General features: G+C 60.7%; 17 protein-coding genes. 8 read left to right on the forward strand and 9 right to left on the reverse strand.

Features of this window, described 5'->3' with window-relative positions; translation table 11 throughout:
* Positions 1–125: 125 nt before the first annotated feature.
* From murC to CYB_RS07405, 3 genes are all read left to right on the forward strand, one after another.
* On the forward strand, positions 126–1,562 hold the full coding sequence (murC, locus tag CYB_RS07395) for a UDP-N-acetylmuramate--L-alanine ligase (RefSeq protein ID WP_011433171.1): 1,437 nt from the start codon (positions 126–128) through the stop codon (positions 1,560–1,562).
* Positions 1,563–1,623: 61 nt separating this feature from the next.
* The gene (murB, locus tag CYB_RS07400; RefSeq protein ID WP_011433172.1) at positions 1,624–2,610 is read left to right on the forward strand and encodes a UDP-N-acetylmuramate dehydrogenase; all 987 of its coding nucleotides are present in this window, start codon (positions 1,624–1,626) and stop codon (positions 2,608–2,610) included.
* Positions 2,611–2,729: 119 nt separating this feature from the next.
* Positions 2,730–2,996 (forward strand): hypothetical protein, encoded by a 267-nt coding sequence (locus CYB_RS07405; RefSeq protein ID WP_041436475.1) that lies wholly within the window; start codon positions 2,730–2,732, stop codon positions 2,994–2,996.
* Positions 2,997–3,045: 49 nt separating this feature from the next.
* Here the strand turns inward: CYB_RS07405 and CYB_RS15525 are convergent, their stop codons facing one another.
* Positions 3,046–3,174: a hypothetical protein gene (locus CYB_RS15525; RefSeq protein WP_255344536.1), complete on the reverse strand. Its 129-nt coding sequence runs from the start codon at positions 3,172–3,174 to the stop codon at positions 3,046–3,048.
* A gap of 126 nt (positions 3,175–3,300) precedes the next feature.
* On the opposite strand from CYB_RS15525, the gene CYB_RS07415 reads away from it, so the two are divergent.
* Complete coding sequence (locus CYB_RS07415; RefSeq protein WP_011433175.1) at positions 3,301–4,083, forward strand: DUF3598 family protein; 783 nt, start codon at positions 3,301–3,303, stop codon at positions 4,081–4,083.
* Here the strand turns inward: CYB_RS07415 and CYB_RS07420 are convergent.
* The 3 genes from CYB_RS07420 to CYB_RS14520 all read right to left on the reverse strand — a co-directional run bounded on the left by CYB_RS07420 (position 4,049) and on the right by CYB_RS14520 (position 6,572).
* Positions 4,049–4,855 carry an alpha/beta hydrolase gene (locus CYB_RS07420; RefSeq protein ID WP_011433176.1) on the reverse strand — a complete coding sequence of 269 codons (807 nt, stop codon included), beginning with the start codon at positions 4,853–4,855 and terminating at the stop codon, positions 4,049–4,051. The genes CYB_RS07415 and CYB_RS07420 overlap by 35 nt on opposite strands.
* A gap of 41 nt (positions 4,856–4,896) precedes the next feature.
* The gene (locus CYB_RS07425) at positions 4,897–5,655 is read right to left on the reverse strand and encodes a ZIP family metal transporter (protein ID WP_083757643.1); all 759 of its coding nucleotides are present in this window, start codon (positions 5,653–5,655) and stop codon (positions 4,897–4,899) included.
* Between the two features lie 174 nt (positions 5,656–5,829).
* A protein-coding gene (locus CYB_RS14520; protein ID WP_148202704.1) for an IS5-like element ISSoc13 family transposase occupies positions 5,830–6,572 on the reverse strand; the annotation gives its coding sequence in 2 pieces (ribosomal slippage) (positions 5,830–6,254 and positions 6,254–6,572; 744 coding nt in all).
* A gap of 110 nt (positions 6,573–6,682) precedes the next feature.
* Here CYB_RS14520 and CYB_RS14835 point away from each other — a divergent pair.
* Positions 6,683–7,597 (forward strand): hypothetical protein, encoded by a 915-nt coding sequence (locus CYB_RS14835; RefSeq protein WP_011433178.1) that lies wholly within the window; start codon positions 6,683–6,685, stop codon positions 7,595–7,597.
* Here the strand turns inward: CYB_RS14835 and CYB_RS07450 are convergent.
* From CYB_RS07450 to CYB_RS07460, 3 genes are all read right to left on the reverse strand, one after another.
* Positions 7,594–8,601, reverse strand: a complete 1,008-nt coding sequence (locus CYB_RS07450) for an aspartate-semialdehyde dehydrogenase (RefSeq protein WP_011433179.1) — start codon at positions 8,599–8,601, stop codon at positions 7,594–7,596. The two genes, CYB_RS14835 and CYB_RS07450, sit on opposite strands and share 4 nt — an antisense overlap.
* A gap of 34 nt (positions 8,602–8,635) precedes the next feature.
* A complete protein-coding gene (gene aroB, locus CYB_RS07455) occupies positions 8,636–9,772 on the reverse strand; it encodes a 3-dehydroquinate synthase (RefSeq protein WP_011433180.1) in 1,137 nt (378 codons plus the stop codon).
* Between the two features lie 100 nt (positions 9,773–9,872).
* Positions 9,873–11,975: a toll/interleukin-1 receptor domain-containing protein gene (locus CYB_RS07460; RefSeq protein WP_011433181.1), complete on the reverse strand. Its 2,103-nt coding sequence runs from the start codon at positions 11,973–11,975 to the stop codon at positions 9,873–9,875.
* Positions 11,976–12,200: 225 nt separating this feature from the next.
* On the opposite strand from CYB_RS07460, the gene CYB_RS07465 reads away from it, so the two are divergent.
* Genes CYB_RS07465 through CYB_RS07475 form a run of 3 tightly spaced genes read left to right on the forward strand, consistent with a single transcriptional unit; the run spans position 12,201 to position 14,745 of the window.
* Entirely contained in the window at positions 12,201–13,736 is a 1,536-nt protein-coding gene (locus CYB_RS07465) for a hypothetical protein (RefSeq protein WP_238376718.1), read from the forward strand.
* Positions 13,736–14,158, forward strand: coding sequence for a thioesterase family protein (locus CYB_RS07470; protein ID WP_011433183.1), 423 nt, complete (start codon positions 13,736–13,738; stop codon positions 14,156–14,158). Before CYB_RS07465 ends, CYB_RS07470 begins: the two co-directional genes overlap by 1 nt.
* Positions 14,137–14,745, forward strand: a complete 609-nt coding sequence (locus tag CYB_RS07475; RefSeq protein ID WP_041436487.1) for a hypothetical protein — start codon at positions 14,137–14,139, stop codon at positions 14,743–14,745. The genes CYB_RS07470 and CYB_RS07475 overlap by 22 nt, the downstream gene beginning before the upstream one ends.
* Before the next feature lie 364 nt (positions 14,746–15,109).
* Here CYB_RS07475 and CYB_RS07480 read toward each other — a convergent pair whose 3' ends face one another.
* Both CYB_RS07480 and CYB_RS07485 read right to left on the reverse strand, forming a co-directional pair.
* On the reverse strand, positions 15,110–16,171 hold the full coding sequence (locus CYB_RS07480) for a carboxypeptidase-like regulatory domain-containing protein (RefSeq protein WP_011433185.1): 1,062 nt from the start codon (positions 16,169–16,171) through the stop codon (positions 15,110–15,112).
* Between the two features lie 88 nt (positions 16,172–16,259).
* Positions 16,260–18,236, reverse strand: a complete 1,977-nt coding sequence (locus CYB_RS07485) for a carboxypeptidase regulatory-like domain-containing protein (RefSeq protein WP_011433186.1) — start codon at positions 18,234–18,236, stop codon at positions 16,260–16,262.
* Positions 18,237–18,397: the final 161 nt, after the last annotated feature.

Here is an 18,397-nt window from a genome sequence, read left to right on the forward strand (position 1 = left end):
TGTGGCCTGTTCGAACCTGTTTGTAGTCAGCAGAACGCAGTCCTTTTTTTGGAGTGTGGCGGTTTTAGGAGTGGGGTGGAGTTGCGATGGTGGAGACACTTGGAGGAAGGGATCCCATCCCGCCGTTGCCGGTTCCGTCTCAGCCTCTGCCCCTGCATTTGGATCCCCTAGATCCCTTGCTTTCGACCTATCACTTTGTGGGCATTGGTGGAGTAGGGATGTCGGCCCTGGCCTATATCCTGGCTAAACAAGGGTTTCGCGTTTCCGGATCCGACATTGTCGCCAATGGCCGTACCCGCCGCCTGGAAGCTTTGGGGGTGCGCTTCTTTCAGGGCCACAGCTCGGAGGGATTGGTCGGGGATCCCCAGGTGGTCTATTCCAGCGCCATTCGCCCCACCAATCCAGAATTGGCTGCTGCCCTGGGCAAGGGATTGACGGTTTGGCACCGGGCAGACTTGTTGGCGGCTCTGTTTAACCGTCGCTCTGGCATTGGGGTGGCCGGCACTCACGGCAAAACCACCACCAGCAGCATGATCGGCTATGTGTTGCTCTCGGCGGGCTGGGATCCCACCTTGATTATCGGCGGGGAAGTGGATGCCTGGGATGGCAATGCCCGTCTGGGCAAGGGGGAGTATTGGGTGGCCGAGGTGGATGAGTCGGATGGATCTCTGGTGCGGCTCTATCCCAAGATTGGGGTGATCACCAACATTGAGCTGGATCACCCCGATCACTACGCCGATTTGGGGCAGGTGATCCGGGCTTTTCAACAGTATGGGCAGCAGAGCCAAACCCTGGTGGCCTGCCTGGACTGTCCCAACGTGGCGGCTCACCTGAGGGTGGATGTGGGCTACAGCCTGACCGGTCATCCCCAAGCCCAGTACCAAGCTCGCCAAATCCTCTACACTGCCAGTTTCACCTGCGCTGAGATCTGGGAAAAGGGATCCCTGCTCGGACAGCTTCGCCTACAGGTGTTGGGATCCCACAACCTCAGCAATGCCCTGGCGGCGGTTGCCGTTGGGCGACAGTTGGGCTTGGAGTTTGCGGTGATTGCCTCAGCTTTGGCGCAATTTCGGGGGGCGCATCGCCGCTTTGAGCACAAGGGGGAAGTGGGTGGAGTCACCTTTATCGACGACTATGCCCACCATCCCAGCGAGATTCGAGCCACCCTGCAGGCAGCACGGCTACAGCAGCGGCGGGTGGTGGCGGTATTTCAGCCCCATCGCCACAGCCGCTTGGCTGCCCTGTTCCAAGATTTTGCCCGCTGCTTTGGGGAGGCGGACGTAGTGGTGATCGTGCCCACGTATGGGGCAGGAGAGCCGGCGCCTGAGGGTTCCGACAGCTTGCGCTTGGCCGTGGCGGTGGCGGAGCACCATCCCCATGTGCGCTATGTGTCGTCTTTGCCGCAATTGCCGGAGGTGTTGCCGTCCGTCCTGCAGCCTGGAGATCTCGCCGTTTTTTTGGGCGCAGGGGACCTAAATCAGCAGATAATCGCTACGATGCGGGCATATGCGGCTCAGGTGAGGGAACAGCCTGGGCAAGCCAAAAATCCAAACTTCAGCTGAAAAGGAAAGCCAAAAATCCAAACTTCAGCTGAAAAGATAGCTGCTTCTGAGGTATTGAATCATGACGACGGCTCCGGTGGTGCCTCAGCGGGACGGTTCCTGTGAGTCTGAGGCGGCAAGTCTTACCGCTGAAGACAGGCTTCTCCCCCGCGGGCCGGCGGCTCTGCTATCTGGACGAATTCAATCGGGGATCCCGTTGGCTCCTCTGACCACCTTTCGTGTGGGCGGCAAGGCCGAGTGGTATTGTGAGCCCCGTAGCCACCTGGAGCTGCAGCAGTGTTTGGCTTGGGCGCGAGCAGAAGGGATCCCCACGACGCTGTTAGGGGCAGGCAGCAATCTGCTCATCAGCGATGCGGGGTTGAAGGGGCTGGTGATCGGCACTCGCCGTTTGCGGGGGATCCAACTGCTGGAAGGGGGGAGAATTTGGGCCGCTGCCGGAGAGCCTTTGGTCAATCTGTCGCGGGCCGCCGCCAGGCAAGGCTGGAGTGGGTTGGAGTGGGCGATTGGGATCCCGGGCACCCTGGGGGGAGCCGTGGTGATGAATGCGGGTGCCCACGGACGCGCCATGGCGGATGTGCTGGTGGAAGTGCAGATTTTGGACGAGGAACAAGAGCCCTGCCGCCTAGAACCTGCCGATCTGCAATTTGGCTATCGCCGCTCTCGCCTGCAAGACTCACCCTGGACGGTGACAGGAGCGACGCTGCAGTTGATCCCAAGCAGGGATCCGTCCCAGGTGCAGTGGGAAACCCAGCGCTACCTCAACCAACGCCTAAGCTCTCAGCCCTATCATTTGCCCAGTTGTGGCAGCGTCTTTCGCAACCCAGAGTCTCACCCTGCCGGCTGGCTAATCGAGCAGGTCGGCTTGAAGGGGTACCGCATCGGTGGGGCCCAAATTTCAGAGCGCCATGCCAACTTCATCCTCAATTGCCATCAGGCGAGTGCCAAGGACATTTACCGCTTGATTCGCTTGGCCCAGGAAAAGGTCTATCAACAATGGTCGGTGCTTTTGGAGCCGGAAGTGCGCATTCTGGGATCCTTTGAGGATTAGAAGAGCATCGGCTGGGCAATTTGGCCTGCTTTCTTTTGATGACTTTGATAATTTCGATGATTCTGCTCTTAAACTGTTCTTACCAGCTTAGATGCTCGTCGATTCTTTCCTATCGGCTTATGAGTCAAGATGTAGCCACTTTACGTCGTTTAATTCGACGGCTCAATCAGTCCCACACCACTGCGGAAGAACGCCGCTATTTGGTGGAGATCGGCAGCTTGGCTGCTTTGCTCACCCCGGAAGAGGCTGCCGCTTTGGCCCAGGATCCCAAGCAACTCACCGCCGAGCAGCACTATCGCATTTGGGACTGGGTGCATCGCTGGGAACGGGAGCACCGCCACGAAGATCTGGACTGGGATCCCTCCCTAGACCGACACAACGACTAGAACTCGAAAGAATCCCGTCCCGCTATCACGAACAAATCCCGGCCAGAGTCTAAGACAAAAGCCATCTCCAAGTCTCATTTTTGAACAGGATCCACACCCCCAAACCCACCAGAATCCAGGGCACCCAGCGCTCTCCCCGCTCGGCCAAAACCTTGGCTACTTCAGGTTGCATTGTCATTTTTTGAGCCGCGGTAAACCACAACCCTTTCATCAGAAAGCTGATGTTATCCCCAAAAGGTAAAATACCACCCCGGAGCTTCTTCCCCATCGGCTCTGTCTTCAACGTTGCACTTCAGGCTTCTTCATGAAAACCCCGATACAATGCCTAGCCCTACACTTGGGAGAATGGCACGGCCTCTTTTCTGACTATCGACCTACTGCCCACGGTGGTTGGGAGCTAGTAGGCCAAAAGCGCAGCCTCATTACCTTTGAGGCTTTGGAGTTGGGCGCGATCCGCCAAACCAATGCCTACTACCCCCTGGAGGGATCCCCCACTCCCGAAAGCTCCCAGAGCTGGGTCTACCAGGATTTCTCGCCGGGATTGCGCTTTTTCCCCGATGGATCTTTTTCCAATGGGCGGCTGCAGCTGGCGCCGTTTAGTGATTTTGCCGTCGAGCAGGGCTTTCTCTGGGGGGATCGCAAGGCGCGGCTGGTGCAACAGTGGGATGCCCAAGGTCGTCTGGTAGAGGTAACCGCGATCCTGGAGCGGCGCGGCCAAGCTTTGGATCCCGTTGCAGACTGTGCACCCCTGAGCAGAGAGCAGCTGAGAGCCTGCCTCCAGGGGAGATGGCGGGGGATCGCCCAGAGCTTTGCGGTTGCCGAGGGCCGGTTTGCCGAAACCGAGGTGGACTCCTCGGGGGCAGAGTGGTTGAGCAACTGGGATCCCTTGCCGGGAGGGCTGTGGATTGGCGGGCCGGATCCCTTGCCCATCCCCACTGCCCAGCGGGATCGCAGCTTTTCGGTAAGCCTGAGCTGGTTTCCGCAGCCGGAAGACTGCCACTGTCTCTTGCGTTTGAGCCGAGACTACGATGCCCGCGGTGCTTGGCAGCGGGTTACGCTGATCCGGGCGCAGAAGGATCCTGGTTGAGGAAGGCGCAAACCTGGTCAAACACCGTTTCCCGCTCGCAGTCCAAAGTGAGGATGTGGTCGGAGTGCTCCAGCCAAGACAAGATCTTCTCCTCGGATCCCAGCTCTTGATAGAGCCACATTGCCTGGTCGGGGTCCACCACCATATCTTGGCGGGATTGCAGGATCAGGGTGGGAACCCGGATGCTGGCCACTTCCCCCTTGACCCGCTCGATCAGCTCCAGAGCGCTGCGCACCGCCGACAGATTAAAGCTGCGGAAATAGGCCGTTCTTTCTGCCAAGGCTCGAGCGTCCCCATCCCGAATCGGCAAGCTGAGGCGGGGCACCTCCTTCAATAGCCAACCCAGGCTGTTCAGGTACTGCTCAGGGCGAAAAAGATAGTACCAGCGGTGGCGAATGGCGAAAAATGGCGCCAGCAGCACCAATTTATGGATGGGATGGGCAAAAGCCAGGTGCAAAGCCAGCAGACAGCCGGTGGAAAAGCCCACCAAGGAAACGCGCGGGTACTCCTGCTGCAAAGCCAGATAATGCTCCAAAGCCCGCCCGTACCACTCCGTCCAGCGGGAAGGGGGCATGTGGGCAGACCGGCGGTCGTGTAAGCGATGCGGAGCACTGTCATGGCCGGGATAGTTAAATCCCTGCACCGTCAGGCCAGCCGCCAACAGCCGCTCTGCCAGCCATTGCAACTCGTAAACACCGCCCCCCAATCCATGTAGCAGCAGACAGGCGTGTTCCCCTGCTCCTCGCCACAAAAAGGGTTCGTTACTCAACATAAAAAATAAAACTCCGTTCCACTTCGCGACGGGATCCCTTGCTAGCCCAAGGTGATATCCAGCAACATCATCACCACAAACCCACTGATGACCCCAAAGGTGCCCTCCCGCTCCAACCCCTGCCGGTGCGACTCAGGGATGATCTCATCGGAAATGACAAACAACATCGCCCCCGCCGCAAAAGCCATGCCCCAGGGTAGTAGGGGCTGCGCCAGAGAGACCACCGTTGCTCCCAGGATCCCGCCGATGGGCTCCACCAGTCCGGTCAGCAGGGCGATGCCAAAAGCGAACAGCCGCGAGTACCCCTGGCCCACCAGTGACAAAGCCACCACCAGCCCTTCTGGCATGTTCTGCAAGCCGATCCCCAACGCCAACGCCAACCCATCGCCGACTTGGCCGGTAGCGAAACCCACTCCCACCGCCAGTCCTTCCGGGAAATTGTGCAGGGCAATGGCAATGATGAACAGCCAAATCCGCTTCAAATGGGCGCGGTTCTCCCCTTCAACCCCTTTGAAAAAGTGCTCGTGGGGAAAAAAGCGGTGGGCACTCTCCAGGAAGATCGCCCCCAACAACAGGCCTGCCACCATCACCACAGCCGCCCCAAATGGGGAATACCCCAGCGCCATGGCTGCCTCGGTGCCCGGCACCAGCAGGGAAAAAGAGGTGGCCGCCAACATCACCCCACCCCCAAACCCCAGCAGGATCCCTTGTACCCTTTCGGAGAGCGAGGGAAGAAAAAGGGCCGGCAAAGCCCCCAGCCCCGTCGCCAAGCCGGCGATAAAGCTAGCCAGGGATCCCATCGCGATTGGATGCACAAGCCAATCTCCACAAAGGCCGAATGCTTTTCAATTCTCCTCCCTTTCCAACGTTGTGTGAACATTGCTGGCTCGAGCGGCATAGGCGAGGTTCTGAAAGTTGGCTTGGAGCGCCAGATTTTGTGCTTACAAGCAAGGTACCTAGGTTGTGTTGATCTTTCATTTGAGCCAAAAGAGAGCACTGACGAGATAGAGAAAACTCAAGAAGTTCCTGGCCAATTTGTCAAAACGAGAAAATAGATGCCGGTACTGCTTTAACTTATGAAAAAAGCATTCGATTAAATGCCTCTCTTGATACAGATGCTTGTCATAATGCCGCTGCGTCTTTCTATTCCTTTTAGGCGGAATAACCGCTTGAGCTTCCCCTATCTTCTCAATCAACTTATCCGCATCATATCCTTTATCCCCAATTACTTTGGTATCCTTTCTCTGCCAGCCCTCTATCAATTCTTCCCCTTGAGTAATATCGCTCTTTTCTCCGCCAGTTATTCTCAATTCCAGCGGATTTCCCAACCCATCTACACTCACATGAATCTTGGTGCTGTATCCGCCTCGGCTTCTCCCCAAAGCTTGCTCCCCTTTTTTCCGGCAGCACAGGAGTGCGCTCGAACCATGGTTGAATCAATAATGAGATGCTCTAAATCAGGGTCGTCAATAAAATACTTGAACATCCGTTCCCACACTCCAAAACGACTCCACCGGTGGAATCTTTGATAGATGGTGTACCATTTGCCATATCCTTCTGGGAGGTAGCGCCAAGGAGCACCGGAACGGGCTATCCAAAGAACTGCTTCAATAAACTGTTTACAGTTTGCTTCTTTCCCAATGTTAACTCTCTCTTCTGTCTGTAAAAAAGCCAATATCTTCTGCCATTTGTTTTCATCTAAAAAAACCAACTTCATCCTCTTTCCTCTATAAATTATTCTCTCTATCCTAACATAAGATCAACACGACCTAAGAGCAAGTCTGAAGGAGCTATTCCCTAGGTGGCGGCGGAAGCGGTGGGACGATAGTGCCTACACCGACACCTACACCGACCCCAACTCCAACACCCACCCCAACCCCGACGCCCACCCCCACCCCAACCCCGACACCTACGCCCACAACGGGTGCCCCGACTTTTAGCAAGGCATTTAGCCCCACCTCGGTAGCTGCCGGCCCTACTGCCAAAACAACCCTGACCTACACGATCACCAACACAGCCGCTCTGCCGCTGACTGGTCTATCTTTTTCCGACACCTTGCCTGCCGGCTTGATCGTTGCCACTCCCAACAACCTCAACAACGGCTGTGGCGGGACGCTGGCAGCTGCACCAGGAGCAACTTCCATCTTGCTGGTCAACGGCTCATTGGCAGCCAACGCTAGCTGCACCATCAGCCTGGATCTTCAGGTTACAGCCACGACAGCGGGATCCCTGACCAGCCCCGCGGTAACCCTGAGCAGCAACCAAGCGCCCAATGCTACCGCTGCGGCTATCAACCTAACGGTAACGGTGCCAGCTCCCACCTTTACCATGGCCTTTGCTCCCAACCCGCTTGGCCCAATTGGCCCAGCTCCCGTTACCGGGAATGGAACTCTGACGTTTACAATAACCAACAACGCAGCCATTCCATTGACGGGCTTGGCCTTTAACCACACCTTGCCGGGAGCGCCGTCTTCTGGTTTGCAAGTTGCCGCTGCGGGGATTTTTACACCTTCGTGCGGCTCCCCCACTCTCACAGCTCCGGTGAACGGGAACACCATTCAATTCACCGGAGGACAAGTAGCCGTAGGAGGAACTTGCACAGTGACCATCCCTGTAAAAACAGCGGTAGCTTTGACACCAGCCGGTACCTATACTTACCCCAACTCCCCGGTGACGTTGAACAGCACTCAGGCTGCCCCTGTTACAGCGGGGCCAGTAACCTGGACAGTTGTAGTGAATTAGTCCTTCAAAAGCAGCTCGGCAATTTGAAGGGCGTTGAGGGCCGCACCTTTGCGGATTTGATCCCCGCACAGCCACAGCTCCAGGGCCTTGGGCTCGGAGATGTCTTGGCGGATGCGGCCCACCGCCACTTCATCCCTGCCGGCCACGTCGATGGGCATGGGAAAGCGGTTTTGCTGCCAATCTTCGATGAGCACCACCCCAGGGGCCTGGGCCAGGATTTGCCGGGCTTTTTCCACAGGGAAGGGCTGTTCAAACTCCAGGTTGAGGGCCTCGGCGTGGGTACGCAGCACCGGCACCCGCACACAGGTAGCTGTCAGCCGCAGGTTGGGGGATCCCATAATCTTGCGGGATTCGTTGACCATTTTCATCTCTTCCTGGCAGTAGCCGTTCTCTTGCAGGGGGCTGTTGTGGAGGAAGAGGTTGAAGGCAATGGGGTAAGGGAACACCTGGGGCTGCAACGGCTGCCCCTGGAGGTAGGCGCGGGTTTGCTCTTGCAGCTCCACCATGGCGCGGGCCCCGGCCCCACTGGCCGATTGATAGGTGGCGGCCACCACGCGGCGCAGGGGGATGTGGCGATGCAGGGGGTAGATGGCCACGCACATTAGGATGGTGGTGCAGTTGGGATTGGCAATGATCCCTTGGTGACGGAAGGCTTCCTGGGGGTTGACCTCCGGCACCACCAGCGGAACATTGGGATCCAGGCGAAAGGCGCTGGAGTTGTCAATCAGCACCGCCCCCGCCTCGACGATGGGCTTGGCCCAGGCTTTGGAAACACTTGCTCCGGCAGAGGCCAGCACCAGATCCAGGCCCCGGAAGGCCGCTTCTGAAACTGGTTCCACCGGGATCCGCTCCCCCTTGAAGGTTAGATAAGTGCCTGCAGAGCGGGGAGAGGCCAAAAGCTTGAGGTCGGCTACAGGAAAGTTGCGCTCTTCCAGCAGCATCAGCAGCTCTGCCCCTACTGCCCCTGTTGCTCCCAAAATGGCTACCCGTTGTTGCCGTCCCATGCTTTGCCATCCTCAAGTCCCCTTATTTTAAGGCTCAAGACGCCCCTAAAGCTGGGAGGGTAACGGATTCTACAGCCGCCTGAATGTCTGCCAATTCCACCTGGTCGGTCAGCTCGGCCTGGCCGATGCGGCGGGGCAGAACGAAGCGAATCCGCCCCTGTTTGACTTTCTTGTCGGCCTGCATTGCCTGCAGCACTGCCTCCCAAGGGATCCCGGCAGGCCACCGGCTGGGCAATCCTGCTTTCTCGATCAGGCGTCGTTGCCGCTCCGCCTCGGCGGCGCTCCACCAACCCAGGCGGCGGGCGATCTCCCCGGCAGCTACCATGCCGATGGCGACAGCTTCTCCGTGCAGATAGCGGCGGTAGCCGGTGGCAGCTTCTAGGGCATGGCCGAGGGTATGGCCGTAGTTGAGGATGGCCCGCAGGCCCGCTTCTTTCTCGTCCTGCTGCACCACCCAGGCTTTGCACTCGGCACAGCGGCGCAGCAGGTAGTGCAAGTCTGCGGGAGTAAAGTCGGTATAGCGGCTCAGTTGGGGTCGATCTTCCAAAAACTCAAATAGGTCGGCAGCCTGAATCACGCCGTATTTGATCACCTCTGCCAAAGCCGAAGTAAACTCCCGTGGGGGCAGAGTTTTCAGCACCGTCGGGTCAATCCACACCAGGCGCGGCTGATAAAACGCCCCAATGAGGTTTTTCCCGCCAGGATGGTTGACACCGGTCTTGCCGCCGATGGCCGCATCCACCATGGCCAAAAGTGAGGTGGGCACCTGCACAAAAGGGATCCCGCGCAGCCAGGTGGCGGCAGCAAACCCCACCATGTCGCCAATGACCCCCCCTCCTAGAGCCACCAAGGTGGAGGAGCGCTCCAGGCCAAAGGCTAGGGCGGCGTCGTAGATCTTGGCCACCGAGCGCAGGGTTTTGTAGCGTTCGCCGGCAGGCAATAGGCAGAGGTGGGCGGCAAACCCCGCTTGTTGCAGCCCCTGCAGCAACTTCTCGGCAAAGTGTTTGGCAATGCCGGGATGGCTCACCACCAGAGCCTTGCCGGAAAGCCCTCTAGCTCGCATTTGGGATCCCAGCTGGATGAGGCTGTGGCCAGGGGGGCCTTCGGCAGACTGGAGGAGAATATCGTAGGAGCTGTGGGGAAGCTTGACAGGGATCAGATAGAGATCCATGCGTGTCGGTCCTGGGGGGCGGGATCCAGTGTGGCATGTTCTGCTCCCGTCTGCCTGCTGCAGGCATTGTCCTTGGGGTCTGAAAGCCCAGGGGATCCTGCTAGGGGTTGGGGTCAACTGGCTGCGGTTGGGGAGTGAGGGTTTCCAATTCCGGCAGAGCCATTCCCGCCGGGGAGGCCGAGTCTTCTTGGGCCAAATCCTGCAAAGCAGCTTGGGCCGGCTGAAATTGGGGATCCAGCTCCAGACAGCGCCGCAAGCTGGCCTGGGCGGCTGCTCGCTGGCCGGCCCGCAGTTGAATCAGCCCCAGGGTGTGCCAAAAGGCGGGCCGCTGCGGATCCAGGTGCGTGGCCTGTTGGGCGTCTGCCAGAGCAGGTTCCAGCTTCCCCAGTTTCAAGGCTTCCCAGGCGCGGTTGTTGAGGGCCACAGCATCTTCTGGGGTGAGCTGCAAAACCCGCGAGTAGGCTTGCACAGCTTGTTCGGGATCCCTCAGCTCGCTGTAGATCAACCCCAGGGCAAACCAGCCCCAGGGATCCCGTTCGTTGAGGTGGATCATCTGCTGGCAGGCGGCACGGGCTTCTTCCAGCCGGCCCAGGCGCCGCAGGCCGGTGATCTGGCCAAACCAGCAGGCAGAACTGCCGGGACGCTGCTGCACCAAGCGCTGGAAATGCCGTAGGCTGGCCTCATATTGCCCCAGCTCCTGCTGAGCTACCGCCAAGGCATAGCGGGCTGGAAAGTGCTCCGGCTTGATCTTGAGGGCTTCCTCGAAGTGGATACAGGCTTCTTTCAGGTAGCCCAATTTCTGGAAGGCCACACCGCGGGCGTACCAGCTTTTGTAGTTGTCGGCATCGTAGCGCAGAGCGCGTTCTAGGGCCTTGCTGGCCAGCCGATACTGCCCCAAGCGCAGCAGGGCCACCCCCAAGTTGTGCAGGGTTATGGGATCCCGGCGACGCAGCCGCAGCGAGCGCTTGTAACACTCGACAGCCGAGCGCAGCCGGTGGCAGTGGAAGAGGGCATTGCCTTGGTAGCGCCAAACCCGCGCACTTCTGGGGTTGAGCTTCAAAACCCGCGCAAAACTAGCCGCTGCCGAGCTGGGCCGACGCAGCCGCCGCAGCACGATCCCACGGGCCAGCCAGGTGCGGGGCTGCTTGGGGTTGTGGCGCAGCGCTTTGTTCAGGCTGTTCAGGGCCAGCTTCGACCGCTTCAGTTGCAGCAGGCGGATGCCGCGGTTATGCCAGGCCAGAGCATCTTCCGGGTTGCTCTCCAGCACCTTGTCGTAGTTAACCACCGCCGACTTGTACTGCCCCAGGCGCCCCAGAATCAGGGCCAGGCGCAGCCGGGTTTCTTCGTCGTAGGGGTTGATGCTCAGGGATCCGTTGTAGCTGTCCACCGCCTCGCGGTAGCGGGCCAGCTGCACCAGCACATCCCCACGGCGGCTCCAAGCCAGGGCGAAGTTGGGATCCATGTTCAGAGCCCGGTCGTAGGCGGCCAGGGCTTCCGTCAGGTTGCCGCGGCGACGCCAGTCTTCCCCCCGCTCGAATTGGATGTCGGCACTGTTCCACTGAAACAGCCGCTGAATGAACTGCAAAATGGCGATCTGACGCGCTCCTTCTTCTGGCGTGGCGGAGGGGGTTTCGCCTGTGGCAATGCGCAGGATGGCCATCTGGATGGCCCGCAAAAAGGCCTGAAATCCCCGCACCTCTTCATCTTCCAGGGACTCTTTCCCCTCACGGCGGCGGTATTGCAGCCGGAACCGCTGCAGATCCCCGGGGGCAGGGAAGCTGGGATCCAAAAAGTGCATTAGCTCCAAGGCGCGGTACTCAAACAGCACCGGATCCTCTTCTGAGCCAGTAAAATCCAGCAGGGGCGCCTCTTCCAGGGGGCGGGGTAGCTCAGTGGGGGTGTGCAGCAGCGTCAGCAGGCGCTGGTTTTGTCGTGCCGGGGCATGGGGAAACCCGCTGTACAGCTCATCCCTTGGCCAGGGATCGGCAACAAACTCTGGAGAGGCCACCACTCCCACCCAGCGGCATTGTTCGATGGCCAGTTGCAGCTCCAGCTTGCGGTTATCCCCCGGCTGCAGCATCCAGCGGTCAAACCAGACTTTGAAACCCTCGCGATCCAGCCGCTCCGCCAGTTGACGCGCCCACCGGGCTTGCTCTCGGTGGTAGTGCAAGAAAAGGTCGAACTTGTAATGCTCTGAAGACATGAACGCCCGCTCGCTGCTCTTCTCCAGCTTATCTTTGCGTTATCGCTGCGCGATGCTTTCACAAACGCAAACGCATTTGCTCCCCATCGGGTCTGGGGCAAGGAGCAAACCTGATGCTAGGCAACGCTTCCGCTCGATTGGTTCTGAATGGCGATGATGACCGGACAGCGATAGGCGATAGTTGGTGCAGGGCTTGAAAGGAGGGAGCACGTGCTGGGTGGAGTTTTGGCGATTGCGGCCGCGATTGGCTTGGTGGTCTTGCTGTTGGAAGCGATTCGATATCGCCGCTGGGGATCCGTTCGCCGCTGGCAACCGGCAGTGGGGCTGGGCTTGGTGGCCTTGGCGGCGCTGGGGTGCTGGCTGGGTCAGTTGCCGGATCTGATCCCCCTGGCTTTGTTGTTGGGGGGCCTGGTGGGGGTGGGTTTACTGGGGTTGAGTGGCTGCGGTCGGGCCGGGCAAGGGCTGGTGGTGCTGTTGCTCAGTTTGGCGGCCTGGCAAAGTCTGGCTATCGGCTCCCCCAGTCGCATCGGCATTGCGGAGCAGCATGGAATGCTGTTTCTGTGGGGCTGCGGCCTGGGGATGGGCTTGGTGGGGATCCCTTTGCTGGGGGTCTTGGCCGCAGCGGAAGCCCTGTCGTTGCTGATGGCGCTGGGCCAGGGGTGGAGCGGCATTGCCGCCATAACCTGGGGATCTCGCCTGCTGGAGATGGGATCCCAGCCGGATCTCCCTTGGCAGGTGCTGTTGCCGGTGGGGCTGGCCGCCCTCAGCTTGGTGGCAGGCACTGTGCCGCTCTTGACCGCCTCAGAAGACTCCCCCGGGCTGCTGTCGGCAGTGGGGCATGGGGTGGGGTGGCTGGTGGCGTTGGCGCTGGCCTTGGCCTTGACCCGCAACGGCCTATACCAGGATCCCTTTTGGGCCTTGCTCTACGGGGCAGGGGTGCTGCTCTCGTGGGCCTTGCTTGCCTTGGAAAACCAGACGGGACAGGGGATCCCTGCGCCAGGGGAACCTGCTGGCGTCAGCGGGCCGGAGGCTTCAGCCGGTCGCGTCAGCGTTGCCGAGCAACAAGGACGGCTGCTCTGGCGGGCCTGTGTGGGCCTAACGCTGGTGGGCGGAGGAGCGCTGCTGGCGTTGCGGCTGGGGGGATCCTACGGGGCGGCCCTCTTGGGGCTGGGATGTCTGGCTTTTCCCAGCCGTTGGGGGGCCATGGCCGCTTTGTTTTTGTCGGCCCGCCCTCTGCTGCAAAACCTGTTGCACCAGTTCAACCTGCAGGTTGCCGGGATCGACCTCACCCAACCCTATGTGTCGGCGGCGCTGTACCTGGGAATGGCGGCCATGGCGCTGGCGGCGCTCATTCACTGGCTATACGGGCCAGACAAACCCCTGCAGACGGGGATCGCCCTGACGCTGGCTAGCCTGGCTTTGCCGGTGGGGGTGGGCTACTTCATTCACGCTCAGCCGCAAGCGGCCTTCCTGTTGGGAGCCTTGACCACCGCCTTGATCCTGGCGGCGCTGCAGCCCATCCTCCTGCAGCAGGAGGGAAGAGGGGCGGAATCTCTGGGGATCCGAGGTTTGGGCCTGGCTGTGCTTGCCATTCTGGGATCCAACCTCAGCCGCGATTGGACGGTAACCGGCTTCCATGCCACCCGCTGGGAACGGGCGCTGGTGCTGGCCGGGGTGGTCGGGATCCTGGCGTTGATTCTCCTGCTCTGGCAAGGCTGGAGCCTGTGGCACTCTGGGAGAATGCGCGCCCCCGCCCGCTGATGAAACCTGTTCCCCTGGGCACCCTCGGCACCTGGCAGGGGATCCTCGGCCCGGAACAAACCGCTGAGGCTCTGGGCAACCCCGGTGTGAAGGTGATCGGATCCCCGGCTTTGTTGACGTTGATCGAGCGGTGCAGCCACACCACCTTGCAGCCCTTCTACGAGCCGGAGGAAGCGGCGGTCGGGATCCGCTTTGCCTTGGAACATCGGTCGGCAGCGGTGGCGGGGGATCCCTTGCAGATGCGGGTCGAAGTCGTGGCCGTGGAGGGGAGACGCATTCAGTTTCAGGTGGAGATCACCCAGCAGGAGCGGCTGGTGATGCAGGGATCCTACACCTGCCTGGTGGTCGATTTGCCCCGTTTTCTGGCCCGCTATGGATTGACCGCGGAGGATCCCAGTCGGTGCTCAAGCTGTTCGCGTTAGCGGGACGGAGTCCTTTGGGATTGCTGCTGGCCGTCTTTGTGGGAACTCTCTTGTTCTGGCCTCAACAGCTCATTCTGCGCTACCGCAAACCCTGGCAGGGCCCCCTTGCCTGGATCTGGAAATGGCACGGCTGGGGAGGCTGGGCCGTGCGGGGCAGCCGCCGTGGCTGGGAATGGCGTTGGGGATCCCTGCGCCTTCGCGGCCGTTGGCCGGCGCAGCGGGGAGAACGTTGCTCCCCCAGAGATTGGCCCTACCTGTGGAAGCTGGGCAAGCAGCTCCACATCCAATCTTGGCAAGGAGGGGTGGAAATTGGCTTTGCCGATCCGGCTTTGACGGGGCAATGCTTGGGACTAATCGCCGCTCTACCCCCTCAGTTGGCCCAACACCTGCGCTTGACCTTCGCTCGCATCGGTTGGCACGGATGGGGATCCCTGGTGATCCGGTTGCGCGGCTGGCAGGTGCTGGGGCTGGCCTTGAAACTGGGGTGGCTCGCCCTATCGCGCCATCGGAAGGGATCCCCAGCAAAAATAGCCCATGGGACAGCTGGCGTCAGGAGCAAAGCGCTGGGGGGGGAACTGCAGCGCTGACGCGGTCAGGCCGGCTGCAGCGCCGGGCAGCAATTCAACAGAGGCATGACCTACCCGCCTCCCCCTTCGCCCTGGCCGTTGGTAGGGGTGGGGGCAGGTGCTGCAGGGATAATCGGCGGCACAATGTACTGGCGCAGGCAGCGTCGCTGCAGACAACTGCAAAACCAGATCCAAGCTTTGCAAGCTCCTGTTGTGGCGGCTCCTCGCGCTCTTCTGGCTCTTTCGGCTCCTCCTCCCGCCCTTCATCGGGGGGCAGCTCTTCTCGCCACTCTTCGGGCGGCTCCTCCCGTCGTTGCTAGACGAACTCAGAGGACGATCCCTTTCACGACAATAGAAGAGATCCCGGAGCTGTTCTGCTTAAGACCTAGGGAGTCGGTGTGGCAGAGGGGATGCGCAGCTCCACAGCCGTATCCAGGCGAGAGCGTGGGGGTGGGGCTTCTCCCTGAGCCAGTTCTAGGTACTGGGCCAGCGGGTGATGCTCCTTCCAGCGGGATCCCACCTCAGCAGCCATCTGGGTGACTTGGATTTGATAAAGCTGGGCCAGCTCGGCAGCATTGAGGTTGCTCCGCTCCACCTGATCGCGACTGGCCTCGGCCAGGATATCTACCACAAGGTTGCCTTGCTCATCAAACCGCCACAGTTCCAGGCGGCTGCGGGAACGCAGGCTCAGCTCCGTTGGCGAAGCTGGTCGAGTGAGGACATCGACGCGGGCGATGACGATGGCTTCCAGGCCCAGGTAATCGAAAAATTGGCCCACCGCCTCCGGCTTGCGGCGATCCCACTCAAACAGCTCGTAGATGGGCCAGCCCACCTTCTGCAAAATGGGCTGAATGCGACGGTTGTCCAGGGGCACCACCTTCTCGCCGTTGGGGATCAAGCCCAGACGCACCGCCTCTATGGCCAGGCGCTGGCCCAACAGTTGGGTATGCTCCAACCCTCCCACCCCCAAAATGCCAAGGCGACGGCGGGGCTGAGGCCGAATCGGCACCTGCAAAACCACATCCACAGGGGTGGTCAGGCCCGCTTGCAGGAGGATCTCCTGCTCTGCCTTTTCATAGTCGGGGTGCCACACCGTCAACATCCGGCGCCCGGCTGGGGCTTGGTCTAGCTCAAAAGCGCCCCGCTCATCGGTTTGAATCGGCTGATTGGGGTTCTCCATGCCCTCCAACTGCACCTGTGCCCCCGCCACAGGTTGCCCCACGCTGTTGCTCACCTGCCCCACCAGCCGTGCTGTTCCCTGGGGCTGCCCTCTGTTTTGGGAGGGAAACAACGGCGTCAACCGCGGAATGGGGGTGGCCGGAGCCTGAGCCAGCGCTCCTGAAGCCAGTGCCAGCCAGCCGCAGAGGGCCAGACTGCCTGTTCGCGAGAGCGTTGCGTAGCGATAGCTAATCCTGTGCCGGAGAGGATGAAAGAAGAAAAAAGGCATGGCGAAGGTTGCATCCGGTAGTAGCAGTCGGTTCTATTCTGCTCCGCACCCCTGACGCGAACAGGGCAAGATCCTGCTGCAGGGATCCTCACCCCGAAAAGGGGTTGTTGGTTTGCCATTGTTGGACAAACACCGGCACCATGTTGCGCACCTGCAGCCGAAACAGGCCCGCTGCCGCATCTTCAAACATCGGATCCCCGCCCACATCATCCCGCCCATAGGCTTCGTAGTAGCGGGCCCGATCCCCAGGCCGATCCCTCTGCAAGTCCACCACCACCACCACCCCGCGGCTGCGCAACTGGTTGGGGGTGAAATTGGGAATTTCCACCGGCACCGTCGGGGCCACAAAGCGTAAGGCCGTATTCAGCAGAGAGTTGCCCTGGCGGTTGTAGTCCCGCGAGATCTGCATCTGGGTCAAGAGGATATAGCGCAATCCCAGGGCATCCCCGATGGCCTTCAGCTTGGCCAAGTCGGCGGTGTAGCGCTCATCCCGATCCAACAACGTTAGGCCCTGGGTGAGGGGCAGAAGCGGCTCAAACCGAGGATCCGGCCCCAAAGGCCCCTTCAAGAGGATCACCGGTCGCTGGGGCTGCAACTCCTTCAGGGCCATGCTGAGGTGGCGGGCCAGCTCATCCGAGTAAACGGGTTCATCCGGCAAAAGGCCAATGCCCTCCGGCCGGCGGGTCGGTTCCCCGGGCGGCAGACGAATATCCTGAGTGGAGACAAAGCCGGCCCGGACTTCCACCTGGGTGCTGGTCAGCGGAAAACCCGGCACCTCCACATCCACCAAATACAGGCCGGCCGACAGTTCCGGCAGCACGTAAGTGCCGTCGGCAGCAATGCGGACGGTTTGCCTGGGTTGGGTTGGCGTGGCGGCCAAGTGCAAAACCCCGGTCTGAACGGGTTGGCCGGCAATATCCAGCACCCGCCCGGTTACCACACCGCGGTTGCCTGGAGAGGGGACTCCCCCGTTCAGGACCTCTGTCCCGCCGTCGCCAACTTGAGCCTGAATATCCTGCAAACGGCGCAAAGCCGGGATCCCTGCTGCCACCACCCACAGATCCCGCTCCCCCAGCATCACCAGACCCGTCGGCTGTCCCTGCAGCCGCAGCGAGGCCACCAATCGCCCCGTCTGTAAATCCACCAGCTGCAGGCGGTCGCTATCGCGGGAGGTCACGTAAGCCCAACGTCCATCAGGGGAAAGGGCCAGCCGCGTCGGTCGCCAATCCAGGCCAACCCGCTGCAGGGCCTCGCCGCTGCGGCTCAGATCCAGCACTGTTAGATCTTGGCTGCCGGAGTTGAGCACCACCAAGCGTTGCCGTTCGGCATCCAAAGCCATCGCTTCCGGAGTATTGCCGCCGCGCCAACGGGCCAACAACTCCCCATTGTCTGGGTTGACCACCAGCAAACTGAGGGGATCCTCCCCGGCTAGACCCACAAACAGGGATCCCCGCTGCGCATCATAGGCCAGCGCCAAGGGGGGGCCGGGCATCGGCAAATTGCGGGCTTGCGGCTGCTCTGAGGGATCGCTTTGCGCACCGCTGACGCGCAGGGGAGCAGCCATCACCGCCAGACTTTGGGCAGAAGGCATGGAGGCGAAAACCCGCCCTGTGACCCCATCCACGGCAATATCCAAAACCCCTGCCGGCAACCCATAAGCCTGAATCAGCTCCCCCGTCAGCAGATCGAGGGCCACCAGCCCAGGGGCATTGGGGCCAGAGGCATAGACCACCTGCCGCGCCTCATCCACCCGCACCACACTGGGGGCAAACCCCACCGCCGCCTGCCACAAGGGATCCCCGCTGGCCCCATCCAGCAGAGTCACGGCCTGCTCCTCCAACAGCCCAACCGCAACCCAGCCCCGATCCGGTACCCCATCGATGCGATCGGCAGAGCTGCGCAACGGCAAAAGCCAATCCCCCTCTGTCCTCAGGCCGTTCCCATCCGCAGAAAAGTTCCTCCCAGCAGAGGAAGAGCCTGCCTCCGGCGAAGGGATCCCTTGCCCCAACACAGGGGATCCCAGCCCCAGCACACCACTCAGCACAACCAGCCATTGCCACCGCATGGCCTTCTCCACCCCACAGTCGCGCCTACTTTGACTCAGGAGATCCTCGCCCAACCAGCATAGCCAACCCGACTGTCCGCTCGCTGTCAGCAAACCCAAACACATTTTGACAGGCTGCCCAGACGAACATAGAATGGATATTCGCTGGTTTTGTCAGGATC

The organism is Synechococcus sp. JA-2-3B'a(2-13) (genome assembly GCF_000013225.1).
Taxonomy (GTDB): Bacteria; Cyanobacteriota; Cyanobacteriia; order Thermostichales; family Thermostichaceae; genus Thermostichus.